Source organism: Hoeflea sp. EC-HK425 (genome assembly GCF_902498795.1).
In the GTDB taxonomy this organism is placed as follows: Bacteria; Pseudomonadota; Alphaproteobacteria; order Rhizobiales; family Rhizobiaceae; genus Hoeflea; species Hoeflea alexandrii.
Window position 1 is genome coordinate 3674062 of the sequence record NZ_LR701572.1, and the last position, 19886, is coordinate 3693947.

The window sequence follows — 19886 nt, forward strand, 5'->3', positions numbered from 1 at the left end:
TCCTACGACACGATTTTCTGGCCACGTCCGTAGACCAGCAGCATGCCTACGATCACTGAGCCATAAATGACCTGCCGCCCGGCTTCAGGCATCTGCATTATGGAAAGAACCGAATTGAGCAGAACAATCAGAATGACGCCGACAACAGTGCCCAGGTAGCGACCCTGGCCACCAAGAATGCGGGTGCCACCGAGAACGACGGCCGCAATCGCCGGCAGCAAGAACGCGTTGCCCATACCCTGATAGGCCTTGGCGGAATAGCCAGCCAACAACACGCCCGCAAGGGCCGAACAGACACCAGAAACGATGAACGCACCGACAATCACCCGACGGGTCCTGATACCAGACAGATAGGCTGCGGTTTCCCGATTGCCTGTTGCGTAGATCGACTTTCCAAAGCCGGTTCTCTTCAGCATAAATGCGATGAAAACCGACACCAGCGCCCAAACGAAAATCGCCACCGGAATTCCTGCAATTTTGTCTGCAGCGAGAAATCGCATCAACGCCGTGGCTTGGTCCGGAGGGGCAAATCCTCCGGTATGCGCCACCATCAGACCGCGCAGAACCGAGTCCACTCCCAATGTAAAGATCATTGACGGGATGCGCAGAAAGGCAACGCCCATTCCGTTCGCCAGTCCAACCAGAATGCCGATGCCAATGGCGGTCGGGATGGCCATGTCGCCACCCACCGTGGTCGCCATCATCGCGGCTGTGGTCAGCGTCCACGGCACACTCAGGTCAATATGGCCAAGCAGAATGACCATCATCATGCCTGCAGCGACAATTCCAAGAAACGCCCCTGTCTGCAATTGCTGCAAGACATAGTTGGGCGACAACAATGGCGCCGTCCCATGCGAGACCAGGGTGTAGATCGTCCCGATGAGGAGGATGACAACAATGAACCCGGACGCAATGAGCGTTGGTTTGTTTTCAGGTTTGATGCGGGAAATGTAGGATTGCATGGATGCCACCTATCGGAAAAGTTCGAGCCGGTTTTTAACTCTCAACGTCCGGATGGCGCCAAGGCTGACCGCTGCGAGCAAGACAAAGCCCTCCACCAGGGGCTGCAGCAGCGGATCAATGGAAACGATACGGAAATAGAAAGAGATCACCCTCAGGATGAAGGCGCCGACCAACGAACCAATGGCGCCGCCAACACCGCCCATGAGAGATGTGCCGCCGAGCACCACTGCAGCGATCGAGTTCAGCGTGTAACTGCCGGCCTGTGTGATGTCGGCATTGCCGGACGACGTCTGAATGGCCAGATACAGGCCGCCGCACGCTGCGAAAAAACCCCCGAGCGTGAACGCGGCAATTTTCGCCCGGTTGAGCGGCAGCCCCGACATGAACGCGGCTCCTTCCGCAGAACCAATGGCATAGACGGTACGGCCGGTGACCGAGCGACGGAAGGGAATCCATGTCAGCGCCGCAATCCCGAAAAGGAAGATCAGCGGTACGGGTATCCATGCGAACGGCTGGAACCAGGTCGCGTCAGGGTCGAAAATGCCATAGGTGTCGACAAAGTCCCACAGCGAATTGGTCATCGCCCAATTGAGATCACTATCGACATTGCCGCCGGGATTGGGCCGGATGAACAGTGCCAACCCCATGGCGATTGCCCCCGTTGCCAGCGTCACAATGATCGGCTGCAAACGCCCGTAGACTATGATCAACCCATTCATCATGCCAAAGGCGGCACCGGACAACAGGGTTACGCCCATCCCGAAGACAATCTGCGCCGGAGAACCGGTGACCAGTTCCGATGCAATGCAGGACGCAAGCGTCATGACTGCACCAACCGATAGATCGAGACCACCAAGCAGCACTGGCAATGTCTGCGCCATTGCCACAAAGGCAATAGCCACCACTTCGTTGGCGTTCTGCACCAGAACCGCGGTGGAAAAACCACGTGGATGCATGAAATTGTAAATCAGGTAGATAACCATCAGCAGCGCAAGGGCGCCATAAAAACCACGGTTCTGTCGAAAGCTGGCCGCAGCGGCGCCTGTGTAGTCACTCATGCTGCTGCTCCCGTATCGATGTTGAGAGCTGCCGCGACGATCGCCTCCTCGGTTATCGCATCACCCCGCAGTTCGGTCAGAATCGCGCCGTCATACATCACCGAGACCCGGTCACAGCATCCAATCAGTTCGGCGTAGTCCGTCGAGTAGAACAGGATCGCCTTGCCATCATCGGCAAGGTCTCGCATCAACCGATAGATTTCCTGCTTGGTGCCGATGTCGATTCCACGCGTCGGATCATTGAGCAGGATGATATCGGGATCGGTCATGAGCCATTTGGCGATGACCACTTTTTGCTGGTTGCCGCCTGAAAGCGTCGCCACCGCATCATCGGTCTGATTGACCTTGATCTGGAGCTTGGCAATGCCGTCAGCCACCGCCTGTTTTTCCATTCCCGGTTGGATGACGAAACCCTTTGAGATCTTCTCATAGGATGCAGCGATCAGATTGTCGGCAATCGACATTGGCAACATCAACCCTTCCGTCTTCCGGTCTTCAGGCACCAGTGCGATACGGGCATTGCCGGATTTGGATGCGGCGGGCGACTTCGGGATCCCCGCCTTGTCGCCGGCGGAAATGGTGCCTTCAACCCCGCGCAACACACCGAACAAGGCCAGTAGCAGTTCCTTCTGTCCTTGCCCGTCAAGGCCGCCGAGACCGACAATTTCCCCTTTCCCGACTTCAAGGTTCACCCCGTTCAGCCGGTCTTCCCATTTCAGGTTTTCAACCGTAAGGCTCCGTTCATGTGATCTGGGCGCCGGTTTTGCCGGGAACTGCGCTTCGACATCGCGGCCGATCATCATGCGGACAATGTCTCCGTCAGATTTTTCACCCTTTAAGAAGGTCTCCACGTGACTGCCATTTCGGAACACCGAAAGCGTGTCGCACAAGGCCTCGACCTCGTGCATTCGGTGGGAGATGAAAAGACTGGCAACACCGTCGGTCTTGAGGTCTGCGAGAAGTGTGTAAACCGTTTCCACATCGCGGCTCGTCAGCGCTGACGTGGCTTCGTCCAGAATCAGAACCTGCGGCTTCTTGCCCAGCGCCTTGGCGATCTCCACCATTTGCCGCCGCGAAAGGCTAAGGTCGCGCACCAGCGAATTGGGACTGACGTCCTCGCACTTGATCCGCGCCAGCAGTTCTTCCGCGCGGCGCCGCTGCGCCCTGGCGTCGATCAAGCCGAAGCGGCGTGGCGGATCGGATATGGAGATATTGTCGGCGACACTGAGGTCGGGAACGAGTGAGAGTTCCTGAAAGATACAGACGATGCCCGCCTTTGCCGCATCAGAGGGCGATGCAAATTGCCTTGGCTGTCCGTTAATCCGCAAGGTCCCGCTGTCAGGCCGCAACACTCCTGACATGATCTTTATCAGGGTCGATTTTCCGGCACCGTTTTCTCCCAGGATGGCATGGGTGCTGCCTTTTCGGCAGGCAAAGTCGACACTTTCCAGGGCACGCGCGCCCGAGAAATACTTCGATACCCCGGTCAATTGCACGATCGGTGGTTCAGGTTGTTGGTCTGACATCAAGACGAGGCTCCCTCTTCCCCGCATTCGGATTGCAGGCACCGGCACGGCCGGCAAGCATTGGAGTTTTTGAATGGCGGGAGTGCCAGGTCACCCGGCAGAGAAATGGCGCGAAGGCGGCGGGTTGAGCCGCCTTCGCATCTTCATCCACCAGTCGATGCAAGCCTCCCGGGATGGCGGGAACTACTTCGCGTCGGCCTCGGTCTGGGCCATGATCGACGGACCGGTGATATTCACGCCGCAAGGCGGGAACTCGTTCACCGTGAAGAAATTGTCTGGAAGATCCGTCCAGTAGTTCACCCCGTCTTCCAGCTGATCGTAGGTCGCCACGGGCAGCGGCACCGAGATGAGCTGCGGCATGACGTTACCTTCAAGAGCGGAAACGGCCGCTTTCATGGCAATGGCTACGAGGCCGGGCGACTGGCCAATCGATATGCCCTTGAGGCCTTTATCCGAATGCGCGGCGACCAGCTTGCGGAAGCCGTTTTCGGATTCGCCAGCAACAGGAACCATCGGGTGGTTGGCATCGAGCATCGCCTGAACTACACCGGTCGTACCGCCCTGAGCCAGAATGGCATCGAAAGTGCCATGAACAGCGATAGCGTCGGCCACGACCTTTTGTGCTGTTCCGTCATCCCAGTTGCCGACAACGGAAACCCGCTCCCAGTCGCCGCCGGACTCGTCAAGCACAGCATTGATTCCGATGGAGCGGTCGCGATCCACCGAGTTGCCTGCCAAGCCGCGCACTTCCAGTACCTTGCCCGAGGTCTTGCCGGCATCGGCGAGTTGCTTGAGCACAAACTCCGCCCAGGTGCGTCCCATCGCCAGCTGATCTTCATTGACCTGCATGACGGCATCGGTGTCGAGCACATTGTCAAATGGGACCAGAACAACGTCCTGCTTGTCAGCAAGCCTGATCACACGATCAAACCCCTCGGACGAAACTGCAATCGTCACGATGGCATCGAAGCCCTGATTGATGAAGTCCTCGATGGCTCCGAGCTGAGTGGCGGCATCAGTACCTGTCGAAACGACCTTGAAATCGGCGATCTTGTCCTTCATCGAGGGGTCTTCCGCAAAGGCCTTTGCGGTCTTGATCATCTGAATGCGCCAGCCATTGCCGACGAACCCGTTGACGATTGCGACCTTGTAAGGGCCTTCCCTTGCCGGCCACTGGTAGTACTTGGTGTCAGCGCTCCACGGCGCAAAACATTCCGGGTTTACGCCCGGGCCGGCAACAACTGCCGGGCCAGCTAGTGTTAGGCTTGTCGACAGCATAAAGCTGGCTAGAGCCGCGGCAATACAAGTCTTGATCTTCATGTCTCTCCTCCCTTGGCGCCCAACTGCGCCTTGTCTTGATGCCACTCCAGGTGGTCATCCCTCCCCACTCGCCGTCTTGCCTCCCAGCGCAACGACAGAGCGAACGTTCAGCAGCTAGACGCTGAAATGCCTGAAGCCGTTCTCCAGATGTGTTTTCATCTTGTACTGGTATGCAGTTCGGTCACGCGCTTCGAGCGCTTGCAGGACTTCCGCGTGCTCGGCGAACGTCAAGGTCGAGAATGTCTGGCGCGTCTTACCGCGCAGCATGATCCTCAGGATCACCGGCTTCATGATCTTGTAGACGTCAAGCACAGCCTTATTGTCCATGATCTGGACAAGCCGGGTGTGAAACCGGAAATCGGCTTCTGACGCATCCAGTTCGGTTTCCGCCTTTCGAAGATCTTCATTGGCAGCGTGAAGGCTGGCAATGTCCTCCGGAACGAGCTTGTCGAACAGCAAGTCGACGGAGGCAACTTCGAGCAGGCCGCGAAACCCCTGAACATCGACAAATGTGTCGCGTGAAACCTCAAGCGTATTGAACGAGAACAGATCGAGCGCCCGCTGCATGCGATCATCGATTATCGTCGCACCGACTTTCGGGCGTACCGAGACGATGCCGTAGGCCTTGAGAATGCGCATCGCCTCCCGCACTGTATTGCGACTGGCCTCAAAGCGCTCACACAGTTCCCGTTCCGTCGGCAGATTGTCACCAACGGTCAGTCCCTCGCTTGAGATCAGCCCGCGGATGTTTTGCACCATTTCATCCACCGCCGAGCGGGAGGATGAGCGAGTGGTCGCGTCTTCCTCTGCCTCGACCACCGAACCGACCTCAATGATCGGACTGGATCCGGATGTCTCGTTGTCGCGCGCCACTTTGCAAGTCTCCATTTGTAGGACAATTAGATATGATGACCCCGGTTTTGAGTCAATAGTCTCGTTCTATCGTGCCTTGAGAGAATTTTGGTCCAACAAATAGCTGCATTATCAGGCTCCGCTTCTTTGGCAGCCTCTCACAGCAGGGTGCGGAATGCTCACCCGAACGGACGCAGCCGGACAAGCTGACCAATCGGGTCAGCTTGTCCAGACAGTGCTTGTATGTTGGCTGACGCATCCGAGCGGGAACCAGTTCTTCAATGCTGCGGAGCGACTGGCGTACTCATCCCAAGGCATGAAGATGCGAGGGATCACTTCTCCCAAGTTCGCGGCTACTGGTGTTTTCTGGTCGGTCGCACCCTGACACAGAGTTTTGGTTTGCCCGGAAGCTCGATGCCGAAGGCAGCGTCCGCCTTGCCTCCGACCGTCCTTTCCGCGTGCTTGATCGCGACAGGAACTGGTGCCGGAACCCGTTTTGCAGGCGTGATCGTCATGTTCCAGGTGTCGATCACATCGACCTCCCAGTCGCCATCCTTTTCAGGCAATCCGAGCGACCAGATGACAGGGCGATGTTCGCCGAAATAGATATAGGTAACATCTCCGTCGCGTGACACGCCAAGGCTGCGCCATGCGCGCAAGCCGTCGATTTCCTCGAACGGGGTCAGGCCATGGGTTGCGTCCTCTTCAACGATCTTCCGCAGGAAAGCGATCCGCTGAGCACTTTGACCGCGTAACTCGCCACCCTTGGCCCACCACAACAGATCCTTTGGGTGACTGTAGGTTTCGCCGTGGCCGGCATAGCCGCCTTTCATCACCGTCATCCAGAACCGGTCGACCATGGTTTCAGCGGTGATGCTGCCCCAGCACTGGATGATATCTCCTTCGTAATGCATCTCGTCATTGACGATTGGCTTGCCGTAATCTGACCGCCACTGCGCCGTCCGCGCCGTTTCGAAATGCTGGATCGACACATGATCGACCCACGGCTTGCGGTGATCGTAGAGCATGGACGGGTTGCCCTGGTGGATCGACTTGGGATGGCGCAGTGGATCACCTTCCTCGATGATCGAGAAGAACCGATCCCAGCGTTCCATCGGCTTGATGTCGAGCATGAAGTCATACTCGTTTGCCAGCGACCACCACACATTCCGGTAGGCCGCTATCCGCGCCACGAGATAGCGCAGATAGCGGTAGTCCTGCTCCTCGGTCCACTTGCAATGGCCCCAGCGGTCATAGGGGTGAAAGATGATGACATCCGCCTCGATTCCCATTTCGCCCAGTCTGGCGATCTGGTTTTCAAAATGTCGGAAGGCTTCGAAGTTCGGCTTGTCGGGATCGTACTTGCCGTCCGAATCCAGTTCATAGACATGGTGCAGCGGCTCGTTTTCGTTGTAGGGGTAGTGCTTGGGAAAGACGCACATGCGCATCTTGTTGAAGGCACGGCACTCAAGTGACTTCAAGGTCAGCTCCTGCTGCTCCAGCGGCTGGTGAGTCCATGCATAGCAGGTGGTCGTGAAAGGCTTGAATGGGGTGCCATCGGCATAGCCGAAATGGAACCGGTTGCGCACACTGACCGGGCCATGCACGCCATCACGCGGCCGAGTGACCCCAAAACTGGCGGTCTGACCATCCAGAGCCGCCGTCGCGGATTCCGTGCGCAATGTCCATGTGCCGGGCCGATCCGGACAGAAGCGAACCTTGAAGCACCCGTCTCCATCATAAAAGCCCGGAACACGGATATGACGGTTGTCCTGCGAGAACACGCCCCAGAATTCCGTTTCGAGATAGGGATTGCCGGAAACACCGGCCTTGATCTCGTGCTCGATCAGGTCCCATTGAGCGGTGGTTGATACGGTCATGCCTGTTGTCCCTTGTTTTCATTGGAGAAGGCCTCAAGCCGAGCTTCGGTTTTTGCATCGAAGAAATGCGCTGCCGGTGTCTTGAACGACAGCCGAACTTGATCGCCGGGCTTCATGTCCAGCCTCGCGCCCAGCACGCAGGTGATCTCGTTTCCGGCGAGTTCGACCAGCACATGGGTGTCTGCGCCGGTGGGCTCGATCACTTTCACCGTAGCCGCAGTGCCGTTGTCAGGATCTTGCGATATGTCCTGCGGGCGCACCCCCAGCACGATGTCGTTGTCACCGACCACATCGGGACGGCGCGCCAGCGCCACGCTTTCCCCGTTGTTCAGGACCAGCGCCGCACTGCCATCCGCAGCAAGCTTGCCGGGAAGAAAGTTCATGGCGGGAGATCCAAGAAAACCCGCGACAAACATGTTTTTCGGAAAGTCGTAAAGCTCCAGTGGAGTGCCGATCTGTTCGACCACACCGGATCGCAAGACAACAATACGGTCAGCCATGGTCATCGCTTCGACCTGATCGTGGGTGACGTATACGATGGTCGAGCCCAGCCGCTGATGCAGCGCCTTGATCTCGGCGCGCATCTTGACCCGCAGATTGGCGTCGAGATTGGAAAGAGGCTCGTCAAACAGAAAAACCTGCGGATCACGCACGATGGCGCGGCCCATGGCCACCCTCTGCCGCTGGCCGCCGGAAAGCTGCGACGGCTTGCGATCCAGAAGCGGCGCCAGCCCCAGGATTTCGGCGGATTCGTTGACCTTGACGTCGATCTCGGCCTTGGGCATTTTGCTCAGTTCTAGCGAAAATCCGAGATTCTGTGCCACCGTCATCTGCGGATAAAGCGCATAGTTCTGAAACACCATGGCGATGTTCCGTTCCTTGGGCGAAAGGGTATTGACTACCTTGCCACCGATGGAAATCGTGCCCGATGTGACATCCTCAAGCCCGGCAATCATCCGCAGAAGGGTTGACTTGCCGCAGCCGGAGGGGCCGACCAGGATGATGAACTCGCCATCCTTGAAGTCCATGGAAACACCATGCACCACCGGAAAGGCACCGAAACTTTTCTTCAGATCAGCGATCTCTACAGTTGCCATTTTGCAAGCCTTTGCAGTCGTGTCAGTTCGTTTTTCATGGTTCAGCCTTTTACCGCGCCCGAGGTCAGACCGCTGACGAAGTAGCGCTGGAAAATCAGGTACACGATCGTGGCCGGCAGGACGGTCATCACGATGGCGGCATTCAACTGCCCGTAATTGTTGGAAAACTGGCCCTGATAGGACATCAGGCCAAGCGGCAGGTTCCACATGTTCTTGTCCTGCAGCAAGACAAGTGCCATCGCGAATTCGTTCCAGGTCGACACAAAATCAAGGATCAGCAGAGCGGACAGAACCGGCAGCGAGACCGGCAGGAAAATACGCCGGAAGATGGTGAAGTGGCTCGCCCCGTCGATCAATGCGGCTTCCGTCAGCTCTTTCGGCACCGCCCTGAAGAAGCCGTACAGGATGAACACCTGATAGGGCACGCCGAAGGCCAGATAGGGCAGAATGATGCCGGGATAGGTGTCGATCAGGCCCATCGAATTGACCAGCGTGAACAGTGGCGCCAGCATGACCTGAAACGGGATCATGGCGCCGAACAGCACAAACACCAGCAGCAGCTTGTTCCAGCCCGTCTTGATCTGCGCCAGCGCGTAGGCCGCCATCGCGGAGATCAGCAGACCGAGCGGCACCTTGACCACCGTGATCACCGAACTGTTGACGAACGTCTGGTTGAAATTGCCCTTGGCCCAGGCGACGCTGTAATTGCCCCACTGGATTTCCGATGGAAAGGCGAAGGCGGCGGAGGAGAAGATCTCGGCTTCGGATTTCAGCGAGGTGAAGGTGATGAACACCACCGGCGCCAGCCAGATCAACGCCACGACCACCAGCGATATCCAGAGCCCTATCAGAACCGGGTCGCGCCGCTTCCTGGGGATCATGGTCGATGAAACATCGGTCATCAGCGGACCTCCTCTTCGCGGCGTTGCGACCAGCGCATGTAGGGGACGACGATCACCAGGGTGATCGCCAGCAGCACGACCGATACGGCGGAGCCTCGGCCATAGTCAAAGATCTGCATGGATTGGGTAAAGGCCCAGAGCGCCAGCATCTGGGTCGATTGGGCAGGCCCGCCGCCGGTCATGCCGTAGACAATGTCAAAGGCCTTGAGCGACGAGATTGTCGAGAGCACCAGGACGATCGTGATCGTCGGCCGCAGCGCGGGCAAGGTCACGTGCTTGAAGATTTCGCGACGGTTGGCGCCGTCGATATGAGCCGCATCGATCAGCGATTTGTCGACGCTTTGCAGGCCCGCCAGGAACAGTACCATCGAAAAACCGACGCTCTGCCAGACATAGGCGACAAAGATCGAATAGAGCGCGACATCCTTGTCGCCAAGCCAGTCGACGACCCAGCCGGACAGGCCCATGTCGGTCAGCATCTGGGTGAACAGGCCGAAGAACGGATCGTACATCCAGCGCCACATGGTCGCCACGGCGATGGGGGCAATGATCACCGGTAGATAATAGATTGCCCGCAGCGGCGCCCGCCCGATCAAGTTCTGGTTCAAACCGAGCGCCAGCATCAGGCCGAGCACCGGCGGAAACACCACCGACATGATCGTCCAGATCACCGTGTTGCGGAACGCGACCCAGAAAACAGGATCATTGTAGAGGATATGATAATAGTTCCGCAGTCCGACCCATTCACGGTTTTCCTCAATACCGTTCCAGTCCTGCAAGCTCAGGATCACCACATCGATCATCGGCCAGATCGCAAACAAGGAATAGACAGCCAGCGCCGGCGCCATCAGGACGACGGCCTGGCCGCGCGGTGTTCGAAACAAATCCGTAGTCGTCATGGGTCGGTCTTCCGTGACAAGGGTGTCGGAGAGGTGTTGGCCAAACGGGTCCGCGGGGCGGAAATACACCCCGCGAAAGCCATGCTCCTGGATTACCGGTTGGCGATGAACTGAGCCATCGCGTCAGCTGCAGCCTGAGGCTCCAGATTTCCCGAGGCCAGTTCGTTGATGATCCGGAAATACTCGGTCGTCACGTCCAGCGGGAACGCCTGATCGCCATTGACGAAGGTTCCCTTGGCATTGGCGAACACGTCCAGCCATTCCTTGTGAAGCTCAAGAGCGTCATCGCCCTGCTTGACGTTCCGGTTCACCGACAAGGCACCAAACGCACCAATATGTGCCACCTGGAACTCGTCCGAGATAAACATGTCGAGGAACTTCGCGGCCAGATCAGCCTTGTCCGATTTGGTCGAGATGTACATGTATTCGGCAAAGCCATAGAGGCGGCCAGTGCCTGTCGGGAACGGGAACATGCCGTATTTGGACATGTCGGAGTTCTCGTCGATGGTTGGTACGTGCCAGTCACCTTCAAGCATCATGGCCGCGCGGTCGGCGAACCACAGCGTTGTCGACTGACGATTGTCGATACCCATGAACGGCTTGAGGAAATGCTCGTCGGTCCACCACTTCATCTCGGTGAACGCTTCAAGCGCGCAAGGCTCGCTGGCCCAGTCGCTTTCCATCGCCCTCAGCGCATCATGCTTTTCGGCGCCGCAGGTGGTTTCAAGGATCACGTCCATCAGACGCATCACATGCCAGTTGACTGTGCCACCGAAAGTGAAGGCCGGAATTCCGGCGTCCTTCAGCTTGATACCGGCTTGCTTCAACTCTTCATAGTTTGACGGCTCGCCCTCGATGCCGGCTTTGGCGAAGAGTTCCTTGTTGTAATACACAGCCTCGCCCGAGAAGCGGAACGGAATGCCGTGCTTGCCCTCGGCGAAACTTTCCGAAAATGCCAGTGACGGGACCGTAAGGCGGTCACCCCAGCCATAGCTTTCGTAATACTTCGAAAGGTCGGCGCTCATGCCGGCCTGAACATATTCGCCGCCAAGGCCGAGTCCTGCCCAGTAGGCATAGATATCCGGACCTGTATCCGAACCTGAGGCCACGCGCAGTGCGGTCTTGTGCTCGTCGGTTCCGCGCATGACGATCTGCACATCGACACCAGGATTGAGTTTTTCGAATTCCTCCTCAGCCGCAGTAAGCGCCGAGACCTGCTTGTCGGACGTGTAATTGATTGTCCAGATCTTGAGGTCCTGCGCACTGGCGACTGCAGTCGACAGAAAGGTTGCGGTAAGCGAACCATACATTATCGTTTTGAGTTTCATTGTCATTCCTCCCAGTTTGATTGAAGTCAAAAGTTGAGTTTCGTATCAACTTTCAATTGATCACTACGTATGCGTTGGTCTTGACCAGCGTTCCTCCTCACCAGTTGGCGATTGTTCCGTCTGGCAGGATCGCATCCCTGGCCAGAATGCGTTCCTGTTTGAATGGATGTTTTGCTGCCTCGGTCTCGTCGATTTCGATGCCGATGCCCGCCGCGTCCGGAATCTGCCAGCAACCATCGACCAGGCTGACCGGATAGGCGGAGCAGATGTCCTCGAACCAGGGGACCAGCCCGACGCATTCTTCCTGAATGACGAAACTGGTTGTTGCCGCATCGAACTGCAGCGCAACAGCGCTGGCGACCGGACCCAAGGGGTTATGTGGGCAGATGCCTATATTGTGCGCTTCCGCAATTGCTGCGATCCGGCGCGCGCCGGAAAAACCCATACAATGCGCAAGGTCCGGCTGCACGTAAGTAACAGCGTCATGCTCGACGAGTTCGGAAAACTGCTCCGGCTGCAGTAGCCTCTCTCCGGTCGCCAAAGGGCATGCGACTTGCCGTTTTAATTCGGCCATCAGCCGGGCGTTGCCGGGCTGGATCGGTTCTTCCACGAACAGCGGAGCGATCGGCGCAATCACATCGATATAGGCCTTCGCGGCGCTTGCGGATTCAGGCCGGCCGTGGAAATCGGTCATCAACGCGATATCGTCGCCGACCCGCTCCCGGATTGCTTCGGCAAGCTTGGCGACATGCCGAACGGCTGCTATCGGGGCGTCATAGCCGGTATAGGGAATCATCCCGACCTTGACCGCCAAGTACCCCATTTCAACGGTCTTCTGGACATCATCGCAAACAGCCGAGATGTCGGCAGCTTCAGCTGTCTCTGCGAGGTTGCCCCGCAATGGATGGGTGTAGACCCGCACGCCGTCGCGCACCCGCCCGCCCAGCAACTGCCAGACCGGCACACCCAGTGCCTTTCCCTTGATGTCCCACAACGCCTGCTCGATTCCGGAGGCCGCGCTCATCCCTATGACGCCGAGCTTCCAGAAGCTGAACCGGGTCATACGGTTGACAATATGGTTGATCCGCATCGGATCCTCGCCGACAACCAGTGGCGCCAGATCATCAATGCACCCGGTCACCGCACGGGTCTTCCATTCCAGTGTCGCCTCCCCCCAACCCCACAGGCCGGGCTGGTCGGTGACGACTTTCACAAGTACCCAGTTGCGAATATCTGCGTTGACCACAATGGTTTGTATGGAAGTGATTTTCATGAGCGGAATTGCCTGATTCGGGCGCAGGAGCCCGCGCTGTCGGCCGGCCGTCGTCGGCATATCCGACTGTTCGGCGAGCCGTATTTCACGCGAACTCCTTCGAAAAATCCCCCTCGTGCCCTGATCACAGTGATGCCCTCTCCCATTCTGGCTTCTGTGACGAATGACCACTCTGGCGATCGCCGCAGAACTGTTGTAAGCGTCTAGGTGTGATTTAGCATAGATCGTATCTAGAGTCTAGATGTGATGTAGAAACATATATTGGATGGTGGTCGCCAAGACCACAGGTTGGGAAACATGAGCGAAAAAACCTTGAACCCGTCTGTGCCTACCGAAGTTGCAGCCTCGATGCCGCGCGGCGCGGCGCGGGATGCCGTTGAGGAACTGGGCCGCAGGATCGTCAATGACATCTACCCGCAGGGCGAAGCCATACCGACAGAGCCGGAACTGGCAGTCTCGCTCGGCGTGAGCCGAACCACCATTCGTGACGCAATCAAGGTTTTGTCCGGAAAGGGGATGATCCGCACGGCGAGACGATACGGGACAAAGGTTCGTCCGATCAGCGAGTGGCACCTTCTCGATTCCGACGTTATTTCCTGGCACGAGCCAACGCACAGTCGCATCGGCCAGATGTTTGTGGAAACGACGGAGCTGCGCTGTATCTTTGAGCCGGCCGCTGCTGAACTCGCCGCCCAGCGCGCCACGCCTGAGCAGATTGGCGTCATCCTTGACGCTGCTCATGCCCTGCATCCCGGTGCATTGAACACCAGCGAACTCTACGCAGAGGACAGCCGGTTCCACTGCACCATCCTGGATGCCACATGCAACCTTATGATGCGGCAATTGCGCCCGATGATCATCAGCATTTTGCGGATCTCCTATGAATTCGGCGTGCAGACCGAAAACGGAGGCACCCCTTTCCGCGAAGGCCACATCCGTGTCGCCGAAGCCATTCGTGATCGCAACGGAGCGCTGGCCCGGCATGAAATGGAACAGATGCTGGAGGCCAACCGCCGTACCGCCAATGAATACTGGAGTGAGCGGAAGGCCGCGGGTGCGGGCGACCAGTTCCTTGGTAGGACGGAAAGCTGAACCGCCCCACCCACCGGCTACGTCCCGTCTTCGTTCATCCGGATTGCACAAAATGACGGTCGCCGCGCCAGTATCAAAAGACTGACACGCGATCCATACCCCTCGACTGACCACCGTTCAGGCAGGTCAGCTTCAAGACCTCACCTGACAAGGCCGTTTTTGCAGTGCCCCCTCCAACAAGCTCTTCCATCCGATGGGGTAGCTGGTATACTGATCTCAACAACTGAATAAGCGAAACTTTGCAATCGGTTGGCAGCCGAATTTAGATGTGGCAAAGCCGGCTCAGCTGTGATGCTGTAACAGGAGCGCAATTCCGCAATGAACCAGTCTGGACCTATCATCCGACGCAAACTTTCCGATGAGGTGCTGGATCGACTGAAAGGTCTGATCGCAGGAGGCGAGCTTCAGCCAGGTGACGAAATGCCATCAGAACGCGAGTTGATGGCCCGTTTTAAAGTTGGGCGTCCTGCTATTCGGGAAGCAATGCAGGCACTTGCGAGTATGGGACTTGTGGCCATTTCCCATGGCGAACGCGCCAAGGTGTTGGAGCTCTCCGCCAGATCGATCATCAATCAGGTTGACGCCACAGCAAAAATGATGCTGGCCTCATCAAAGGATTCCCTGGAACATCTGAAATCCGCCCGGATTTTCTTTGAGCGTGGCATGGTCCGAGAAGCTGCGGAAAAGGCATCGAAGGACGACATCGCCCGGCTGCGGGAAATCCAGGAAACACAGCGGGCGGCGCTTGGCAATGCCGAAGCCTTCATTGTTGCCGACATGCTCTTGCACACCCAGATTGCGGTCATCTCCGGCAATCCGATCTACGTCGCCTTCAGCGAAGCGATGCTGAGCTGGCTGAAGGAATACCATACAGAGATGCTGATTTGGACCGGCAAGGAAAACATTACGTTGTCCGAACATGAGGAAATCATCGACTGCATTGCCCGGCATGACGCCGGCGCCGCGGAAAATGCCATGATCAAGCATCTTGAGCGGTCGCGCGCGCTGTATGCGCGGAACGTCGCATCCTGACAGCTGCTGCTCTTCTCACGCGCCAAAGATCTTTTCTGGTAAGGTATCCTGGCGAACAGATCCGTCCGATCTGGCCAATTGGTGGATTGGCGCAGCGCCGCAACCCCTTTGCAACGCCGCGCTGCCAGTCGGGCGCAAACCCCGCTGGGCCATCTTGAAACGGTCCATCAACGTGGTTTCCTGGTCAATCCATCTACAGAATATCTTGCACGCGTTACGTGATGCGGCGAATGCTGGCGGCGATTTCGTCGGGTTCGAAGACGCGCTTCCAGTCGTCGCGCATCAGCACGGGCTTGCCGAATTCGATGGCCTTGTTGCAAGCGTCGGAAAACACCCCTTCGGTCTGTCCGAAGATCACCGCGCCGAGCACATTCATGTGACCGAGAAGAAAATCGGTCGCGGCCTGACGGTCAACACCGCGCTTGACCACTTCGTCGACTGATTCCTTCATCACCATGAGAAGTGACGCGCAGACCGTCTCAGAAAGTCCCGGCTCGAGAAGAGCCATCTGCTCAACCGACACGCGGTGTGATCGCATGACCGGCGCCCAGATGACCTGCGCGATCTCCTCGCCCCTGGCGTAATCCGCTTCGGAGCCTTGCATCAGGGCGCTGACAATGTGCTGCTTGGCCATGACGCCGCCGAAGTAATCGCGCTTCGCCGCAGGGTCGGTCTCATCATTGAAGATCGGCGGATGACAGGGGTGCGTGATGAAATAGGTCAGGTCCGGCCGGTCCGGCAGATGACCGGCGAACGGGGCTGCCGCATCAAGGGCAATAACCATTGTACCCGCCTTGATCTTGCTTTCGATAGCGGACATCACCCGGCCGATATGGGTGTCTGGCACTGCCAGAATAATGGCCTTTGCACCTTCCAGCGCTTCGTCGGAGGAAACCGTGTCGATGTTCAGTCCGGTCTTCAAACGTTCACAACCGGCTTCGCTGACTTCCACGTGGGCTACTGCATATCGGGAACCGATGAAGTTCGTCGACAGGCGGTACCCCATCTTGCCCCCGGCTCCAAACAGCGCAATTTTTGTCATATCCATTCACTCCTGCTCTGATGTTTAGCCGCCGTCACTCGGGGTCGAGAAACTCGGCTTGAATTTCGGTGGCCGTTCGTTCCCAGCTCCTTGCAAATGATGCTTGGGGCTGTCCGGCCGGTTTGAAGCCCAGGCAGTTCAGGTCAATGGCTTGACCTCTGGCTCTTCGAGATCCTCGTCCTTTACCGCGTCGGGGCTCGACGGCGCGCGACGGCCCAGGATTGGTGCCCCGCTGGCAAGGAAAAGGACCGCGAGAACAAGAAAGCCCTTGAGAACATTCTGGCCCGCATAGCTCCAGCCGATAAGGTTGAGCAAACCGTCCAGAAGGATGAAGAACAGCGCTCCACCCCACACGCCTGCAGGGACCGCACGGCCGCCGGTCATCAGCGTCCCGCCAATGACTACCACGGCGATGGAATCGAGCAGATAATCATTGCCGAGCTCCACATTCGGAGCCGAGAAGGACGCACGCAGGGCTCCGGCCAGCGCCGCCAGAACGCCGGAAGTCAGATAGACGAACACCATGATCTTTCTGGCGTTCACACCTGCATATTCGGCTGCGCGTCGGGCCTGGCCGACAGCCAGCATTTGAGAGCCCCATGTGCTCCATTTGAGAAACAGGGACACGAGAACGGTAAAGAGCAGCACCAAGAGGGCGAATGCCGGAATGCCGAAGGGCGCCCAATTCAGAAATCCCTTCAGTATCGGATCGGCGGAGCCTTGAAAGCTCTTGGCCAGAGTGAGTGATATTGCCGATGCAATAAGACTGGTGGCGAGCGTGGCAACAATCGGTGGAATACGCACATGGAGGATGGCAACAACACTGATCGACGCCATGGCGAAGCCGACCGCGACGGCGGCGCCAAGACCCAGCACCCAGGATCCTGTATGGTCACTCACGGCGATTGCAGTCAGGCCGCCCAACGAGAAGACCTTGGCGACCGATACATCGATGTTGCCCGGTCCGGCGCTCATCACCAGCATCTGCCCCAGTCCAACAAGGACGAGGTACGGTGCAACAGTGAAGGCAAGGGTAATAGTCTGCGCACCCCCACGGCCTGAAACGATGTAGGTCAGGACGAGGACCGCCATAGCCGCCAGAAATGACCAGGTCCACGGCGGAATGGTGTGATTTTGCAACTTGATCATCGCGCCATGCGCTCCACAACAAGCCGTCCAGCCAGAACAGCGATCACAATGAAGCCCTGAACCGCCGGCTGAATGTTCGACGACAGGCTGAGCAGAGTAAGCAGCACCGTGAGCAGTCCGAGCGTGATCGCGCCCGCCAGTGTTCCCCAGGCCACCGCACGGCCACCGGTGAACATACCTCCCCCCAATATGACCGCGGCCACGGTGGTCAGTGTGTATCCCGGGACGGCATTGACATCCCCGCCGCCGATCTCGGCGGTGAGTGTGATCCCTGCCAGCACACCGAGAACTCCGACAACCGCATAGGCAAGCATTCGTGTAACGACGAGGGACCCTCCGGATCGGACAAGTGCGACAGGATTGCTGCCAAGGCTGCGAAACCGGACCCCAAGCCCGGTTCGGCGGGTCACGAACCAGGTCAGCGCTGTGGCCAATACCATGGTCACGAGCGGAGCCGGTATCGACAGGGGCGGCTTCCAGAACGCGTAGTTGAACAGCCAGTCCGGCGCCATGCCTCCCGGGACCGGCAAGACAAACAGGCCAAGTCCCAGCCAGACGAAGGAAGCGCCCAGTGTTGCAATGAGAGAGGGCACCGAGCGAAGCTGAACAAGGGCGCCCAGAAGCGCATAGGCGAGGACCGAGCCCGCCAGAGCCAACACGCCCAGCACAGGAACTTCCCGGAGCAGAGTGGCGACGATCGTTGTGATCATTCCAACGAAGAAGCCGATGCCGAGATCAATGTCGCCGATGCTCATCATCACCATTTGCGCCATCGAGGCGATGGCAAGTGCCACTATCGGTGACATGATGAGGGTGAGCCCGTTCTGTGACCAGATTCTCGGTTGAATTGCCCCGCAAACCAGCAGGATCAGCACCATCGCGATGAAGGTGAGGACACCCGGCAGCACGCGGCGGGCAAGGCCTTTGGGCAAGCGGAAACGGGCCCGATCCGGGATCGCGGTACTCACGAACTGGACTCCCTGGCTTCCGCGAAAGACAGCGAAATGATCCGCTCGTCGGTGATTTGACCGCCGTGGAGCTCGCCAGCGATGCGACCGGCGCGCAAGACATAGGCACGGTCGCAATGCTGCATTTCGGTGTTCTCGCTCGAGTACCAGACGATCGTCCGCCCCTTCCCGGCTTCCGATTTGATCAATTGGTAGAGTTCGGCCTTGGTATGAACGTCCACGCCGCGGAACGGATCATCGAGCAGTATCGTGTCGGCGTCAGACGCAAATGCACGCGCCACGATGACCTTCTGCTGATTTCCGCCCGAAAGGCCCGTGATTGAGGCACCGGCGCCGCCGCGGATCTTCAAGCGCTCGACCCACTCCGCGACGAGGGAATTCTCCTTGTCCACCTGGCGCAGTCCGTTCCGCCCCAATCTGGGCAAGGCAGTGATAGTCAGATTTCTGGCGACATTCCATATCGGCAGGATGCCGGAGCGCTGCCTGTCGCCGGGCACATAGGCCAGGGCAGCACTGACCTGCACATCGGAACTGCGCCGCCACAGCAGGTCAAGGACCTGCTCCTGTCCCTGCCCGGCGATCCCTGCGAGCCCGATCACTTCACCCTTGTGGGCCACAATCCAGGTCTGCGCCCCATCGACGGTGGGCATCGGAACCTTCACTGCAACAGGGCGCGAGCTGTCGGCGACGGCAGGTCTTTTCCGGCTTCCCACCCTTTCGGTCACCACCTCGCCACCCATGGCCAAAAACAGATCCTTTTCGGTGACGCTGTCCGCCGCGTGCGTGGAGACAACAGCGCCATCCTTCATCACCGCAACCCGGTCGCATACGGCAAGAATCTCCTTGAGGCGATGGGAGACGAGAATGACGGCAAGACCGCTTGAACGCAGCTTGCGCACATAGGCGTACAGATGATCGACCGCGCTGCCGCTCAGGGATTCGGTCGGCTCATCAAGAATCAGGAGTCTCAGATCATCCGCAATCGTTGCTCGCGAAATCTCCACCATCTGCCGCTCGGCAAGCGTGAGATCATCGACATAGTCGGTCGGCTTGATACCATGGTCGGGGAAAATCTGGTCGAGACGTTCGGCCGCGCGTCGCGACGCGGGTTCGTGCCATCTCCGGTCGGGAATCCAGCTCCTGCTGGAGAGGTAGACATTCTCGTAAACGCTGAGTTCGAGCGCAAGAGAGCCTTCTTGATAGGCCATGCGAACACCTGGATACCCCTTGACAGATGGGCTGGTCACTGCACCGATTTGAACCGATCCGGAGTCGATTGCATCAAGCCCGCTCAGAACCCGCATCAGAGTGCTCTTGCCAGCGCCATTGTGGCCGACAATGCCAAAGACCTCGCCCGGATACACATCAAGTGTGACGCCGGATAGCGCTTTCGTGGGTCCGTATGCTTTGACTGCGTGTTTGACCTGAACCAGAGGTTCACGCTCGGCAGTGATCGTGTTTTGTGTTGTCGGTGTTGTATGTGTCAGCACGGCAGCTATTGCACC

General features: G+C 58.1%; 17 protein-coding genes. 2 read left to right on the plus strand and 15 right to left on the minus strand.

What is annotated here, in order from left to right; genetic code table 11:
- Positions 1-2: 2 nt before the first annotated feature.
- The 11 genes from SPHINGO391_RS20300 to SPHINGO391_RS20350 all read right to left on the minus strand — a co-directional run bounded on the left by SPHINGO391_RS20300 (position 3) and on the right by SPHINGO391_RS20350 (position 13098).
- Entirely contained in the window at positions 3-962 is a 960-nt protein-coding gene (locus SPHINGO391_RS20300; protein WP_152010546.1) for an ABC transporter permease, read from the minus strand.
- A 9-nt stretch (positions 963-971) separates the two neighbouring features.
- On the minus strand, positions 972-2021 hold the full coding sequence (locus SPHINGO391_RS20305) for an ABC transporter permease (protein ID WP_152010547.1): 1050 nt from the start codon (positions 2019-2021) through the stop codon (positions 972-974).
- Entirely contained in the window at positions 2018-3547 is a 1530-nt protein-coding gene (locus SPHINGO391_RS20310; protein ID WP_152010548.1) for a sugar ABC transporter ATP-binding protein, read from the minus strand. Before SPHINGO391_RS20310 ends, SPHINGO391_RS20305 begins: the two co-directional genes overlap by 4 nt.
- A gap of 183 nt (positions 3548-3730) precedes the next feature.
- Positions 3731-4867, minus strand: a complete 1137-nt coding sequence (locus tag SPHINGO391_RS20315) for a sugar ABC transporter substrate-binding protein (protein WP_152010549.1) — start codon at positions 4865-4867, stop codon at positions 3731-3733.
- 114 nt (positions 4868-4981) lie between these two features.
- The gene (locus SPHINGO391_RS20320) at positions 4982-5740 is read right to left on the minus strand and encodes an FCD domain-containing protein (RefSeq protein WP_193217356.1); all 759 of its coding nucleotides are present in this window, start codon (positions 5738-5740) and stop codon (positions 4982-4984) included.
- Between the two features lie 332 nt (positions 5741-6072).
- Positions 6073-7599 carry a DUF5060 domain-containing protein gene (locus tag SPHINGO391_RS20325; protein WP_152010551.1) on the minus strand — a complete coding sequence of 509 codons (1527 nt, stop codon included), beginning with the start codon at positions 7597-7599 and terminating at the stop codon, positions 6073-6075.
- Positions 7596-8696, minus strand: coding sequence for a sn-glycerol-3-phosphate ABC transporter ATP-binding protein UgpC (gene ugpC / locus SPHINGO391_RS20330; protein WP_152010552.1), 1101 nt, complete (start codon positions 8694-8696; stop codon positions 7596-7598). Before ugpC ends, SPHINGO391_RS20325 begins: the two co-directional genes overlap by 4 nt.
- Positions 8697-8737: 41 nt before the next feature.
- Positions 8738-9598, minus strand: a complete 861-nt coding sequence (locus SPHINGO391_RS20335; protein WP_152010553.1) for a carbohydrate ABC transporter permease — start codon at positions 9596-9598, stop codon at positions 8738-8740.
- On the minus strand, positions 9598-10497 hold the full coding sequence (locus SPHINGO391_RS20340; RefSeq protein ID WP_152010554.1) for a sugar ABC transporter permease: 900 nt from the start codon (positions 10495-10497) through the stop codon (positions 9598-9600). The genes SPHINGO391_RS20335 and SPHINGO391_RS20340 overlap by 1 nt, the downstream gene beginning before the upstream one ends.
- A gap of 92 nt (positions 10498-10589) precedes the next feature.
- The gene (locus SPHINGO391_RS20345; protein ID WP_152010555.1) at positions 10590-11825 is read right to left on the minus strand and encodes an extracellular solute-binding protein; all 1236 of its coding nucleotides are present in this window, start codon (positions 11823-11825) and stop codon (positions 10590-10592) included.
- A gap of 97 nt (positions 11826-11922) precedes the next feature.
- Complete coding sequence (locus SPHINGO391_RS20350) at positions 11923-13098, minus strand: enolase C-terminal domain-like protein (protein WP_152010556.1); 1176 nt, start codon at positions 13096-13098, stop codon at positions 11923-11925.
- A gap of 297 nt (positions 13099-13395) precedes the next feature.
- Here SPHINGO391_RS20350 and SPHINGO391_RS20355 point away from each other — a divergent pair, with 297 nt between their 5' ends.
- Positions 13396-14190, plus strand: a complete 795-nt coding sequence (locus SPHINGO391_RS20355) for an FCD domain-containing protein (protein ID WP_152010557.1) — start codon at positions 13396-13398, stop codon at positions 14188-14190.
- A 318-nt stretch (positions 14191-14508) separates the two neighbouring features.
- Positions 14509-15222 carry a transcriptional regulator NanR gene (locus SPHINGO391_RS20360; RefSeq protein WP_152010558.1) on the plus strand — a complete coding sequence of 238 codons (714 nt, stop codon included), beginning with the start codon at positions 14509-14511 and terminating at the stop codon, positions 15220-15222.
- 214 nt (positions 15223-15436) lie between these two features.
- On the opposite strand, the gene SPHINGO391_RS20365 is transcribed toward SPHINGO391_RS20360, so the two are convergent.
- From SPHINGO391_RS20365 to SPHINGO391_RS20380, 4 genes are all read right to left on the minus strand, one after another.
- On the minus strand, positions 15437-16264 hold the full coding sequence (locus SPHINGO391_RS20365; RefSeq protein ID WP_152010559.1) for a phosphogluconate dehydrogenase C-terminal domain-containing protein: 828 nt from the start codon (positions 16262-16264) through the stop codon (positions 15437-15439).
- A gap of 138 nt (positions 16265-16402) precedes the next feature.
- On the minus strand, positions 16403-17413 hold the full coding sequence (locus SPHINGO391_RS20370) for an ABC transporter permease (protein ID WP_152010560.1): 1011 nt from the start codon (positions 17411-17413) through the stop codon (positions 16403-16405).
- Complete coding sequence (locus SPHINGO391_RS20375; RefSeq protein ID WP_210385804.1) at positions 17410-18381, minus strand: ABC transporter permease; 972 nt, start codon at positions 18379-18381, stop codon at positions 17410-17412. Before SPHINGO391_RS20375 ends, SPHINGO391_RS20370 begins: the two co-directional genes overlap by 4 nt.
- Positions 18378-19871, minus strand: coding sequence for a sugar ABC transporter ATP-binding protein (locus tag SPHINGO391_RS20380; protein WP_193217357.1), 1494 nt, complete (start codon positions 19869-19871; stop codon positions 18378-18380). The genes SPHINGO391_RS20375 and SPHINGO391_RS20380 overlap by 4 nt, the downstream gene beginning before the upstream one ends.
- Positions 19872-19886: the final 15 nt, after the last annotated feature.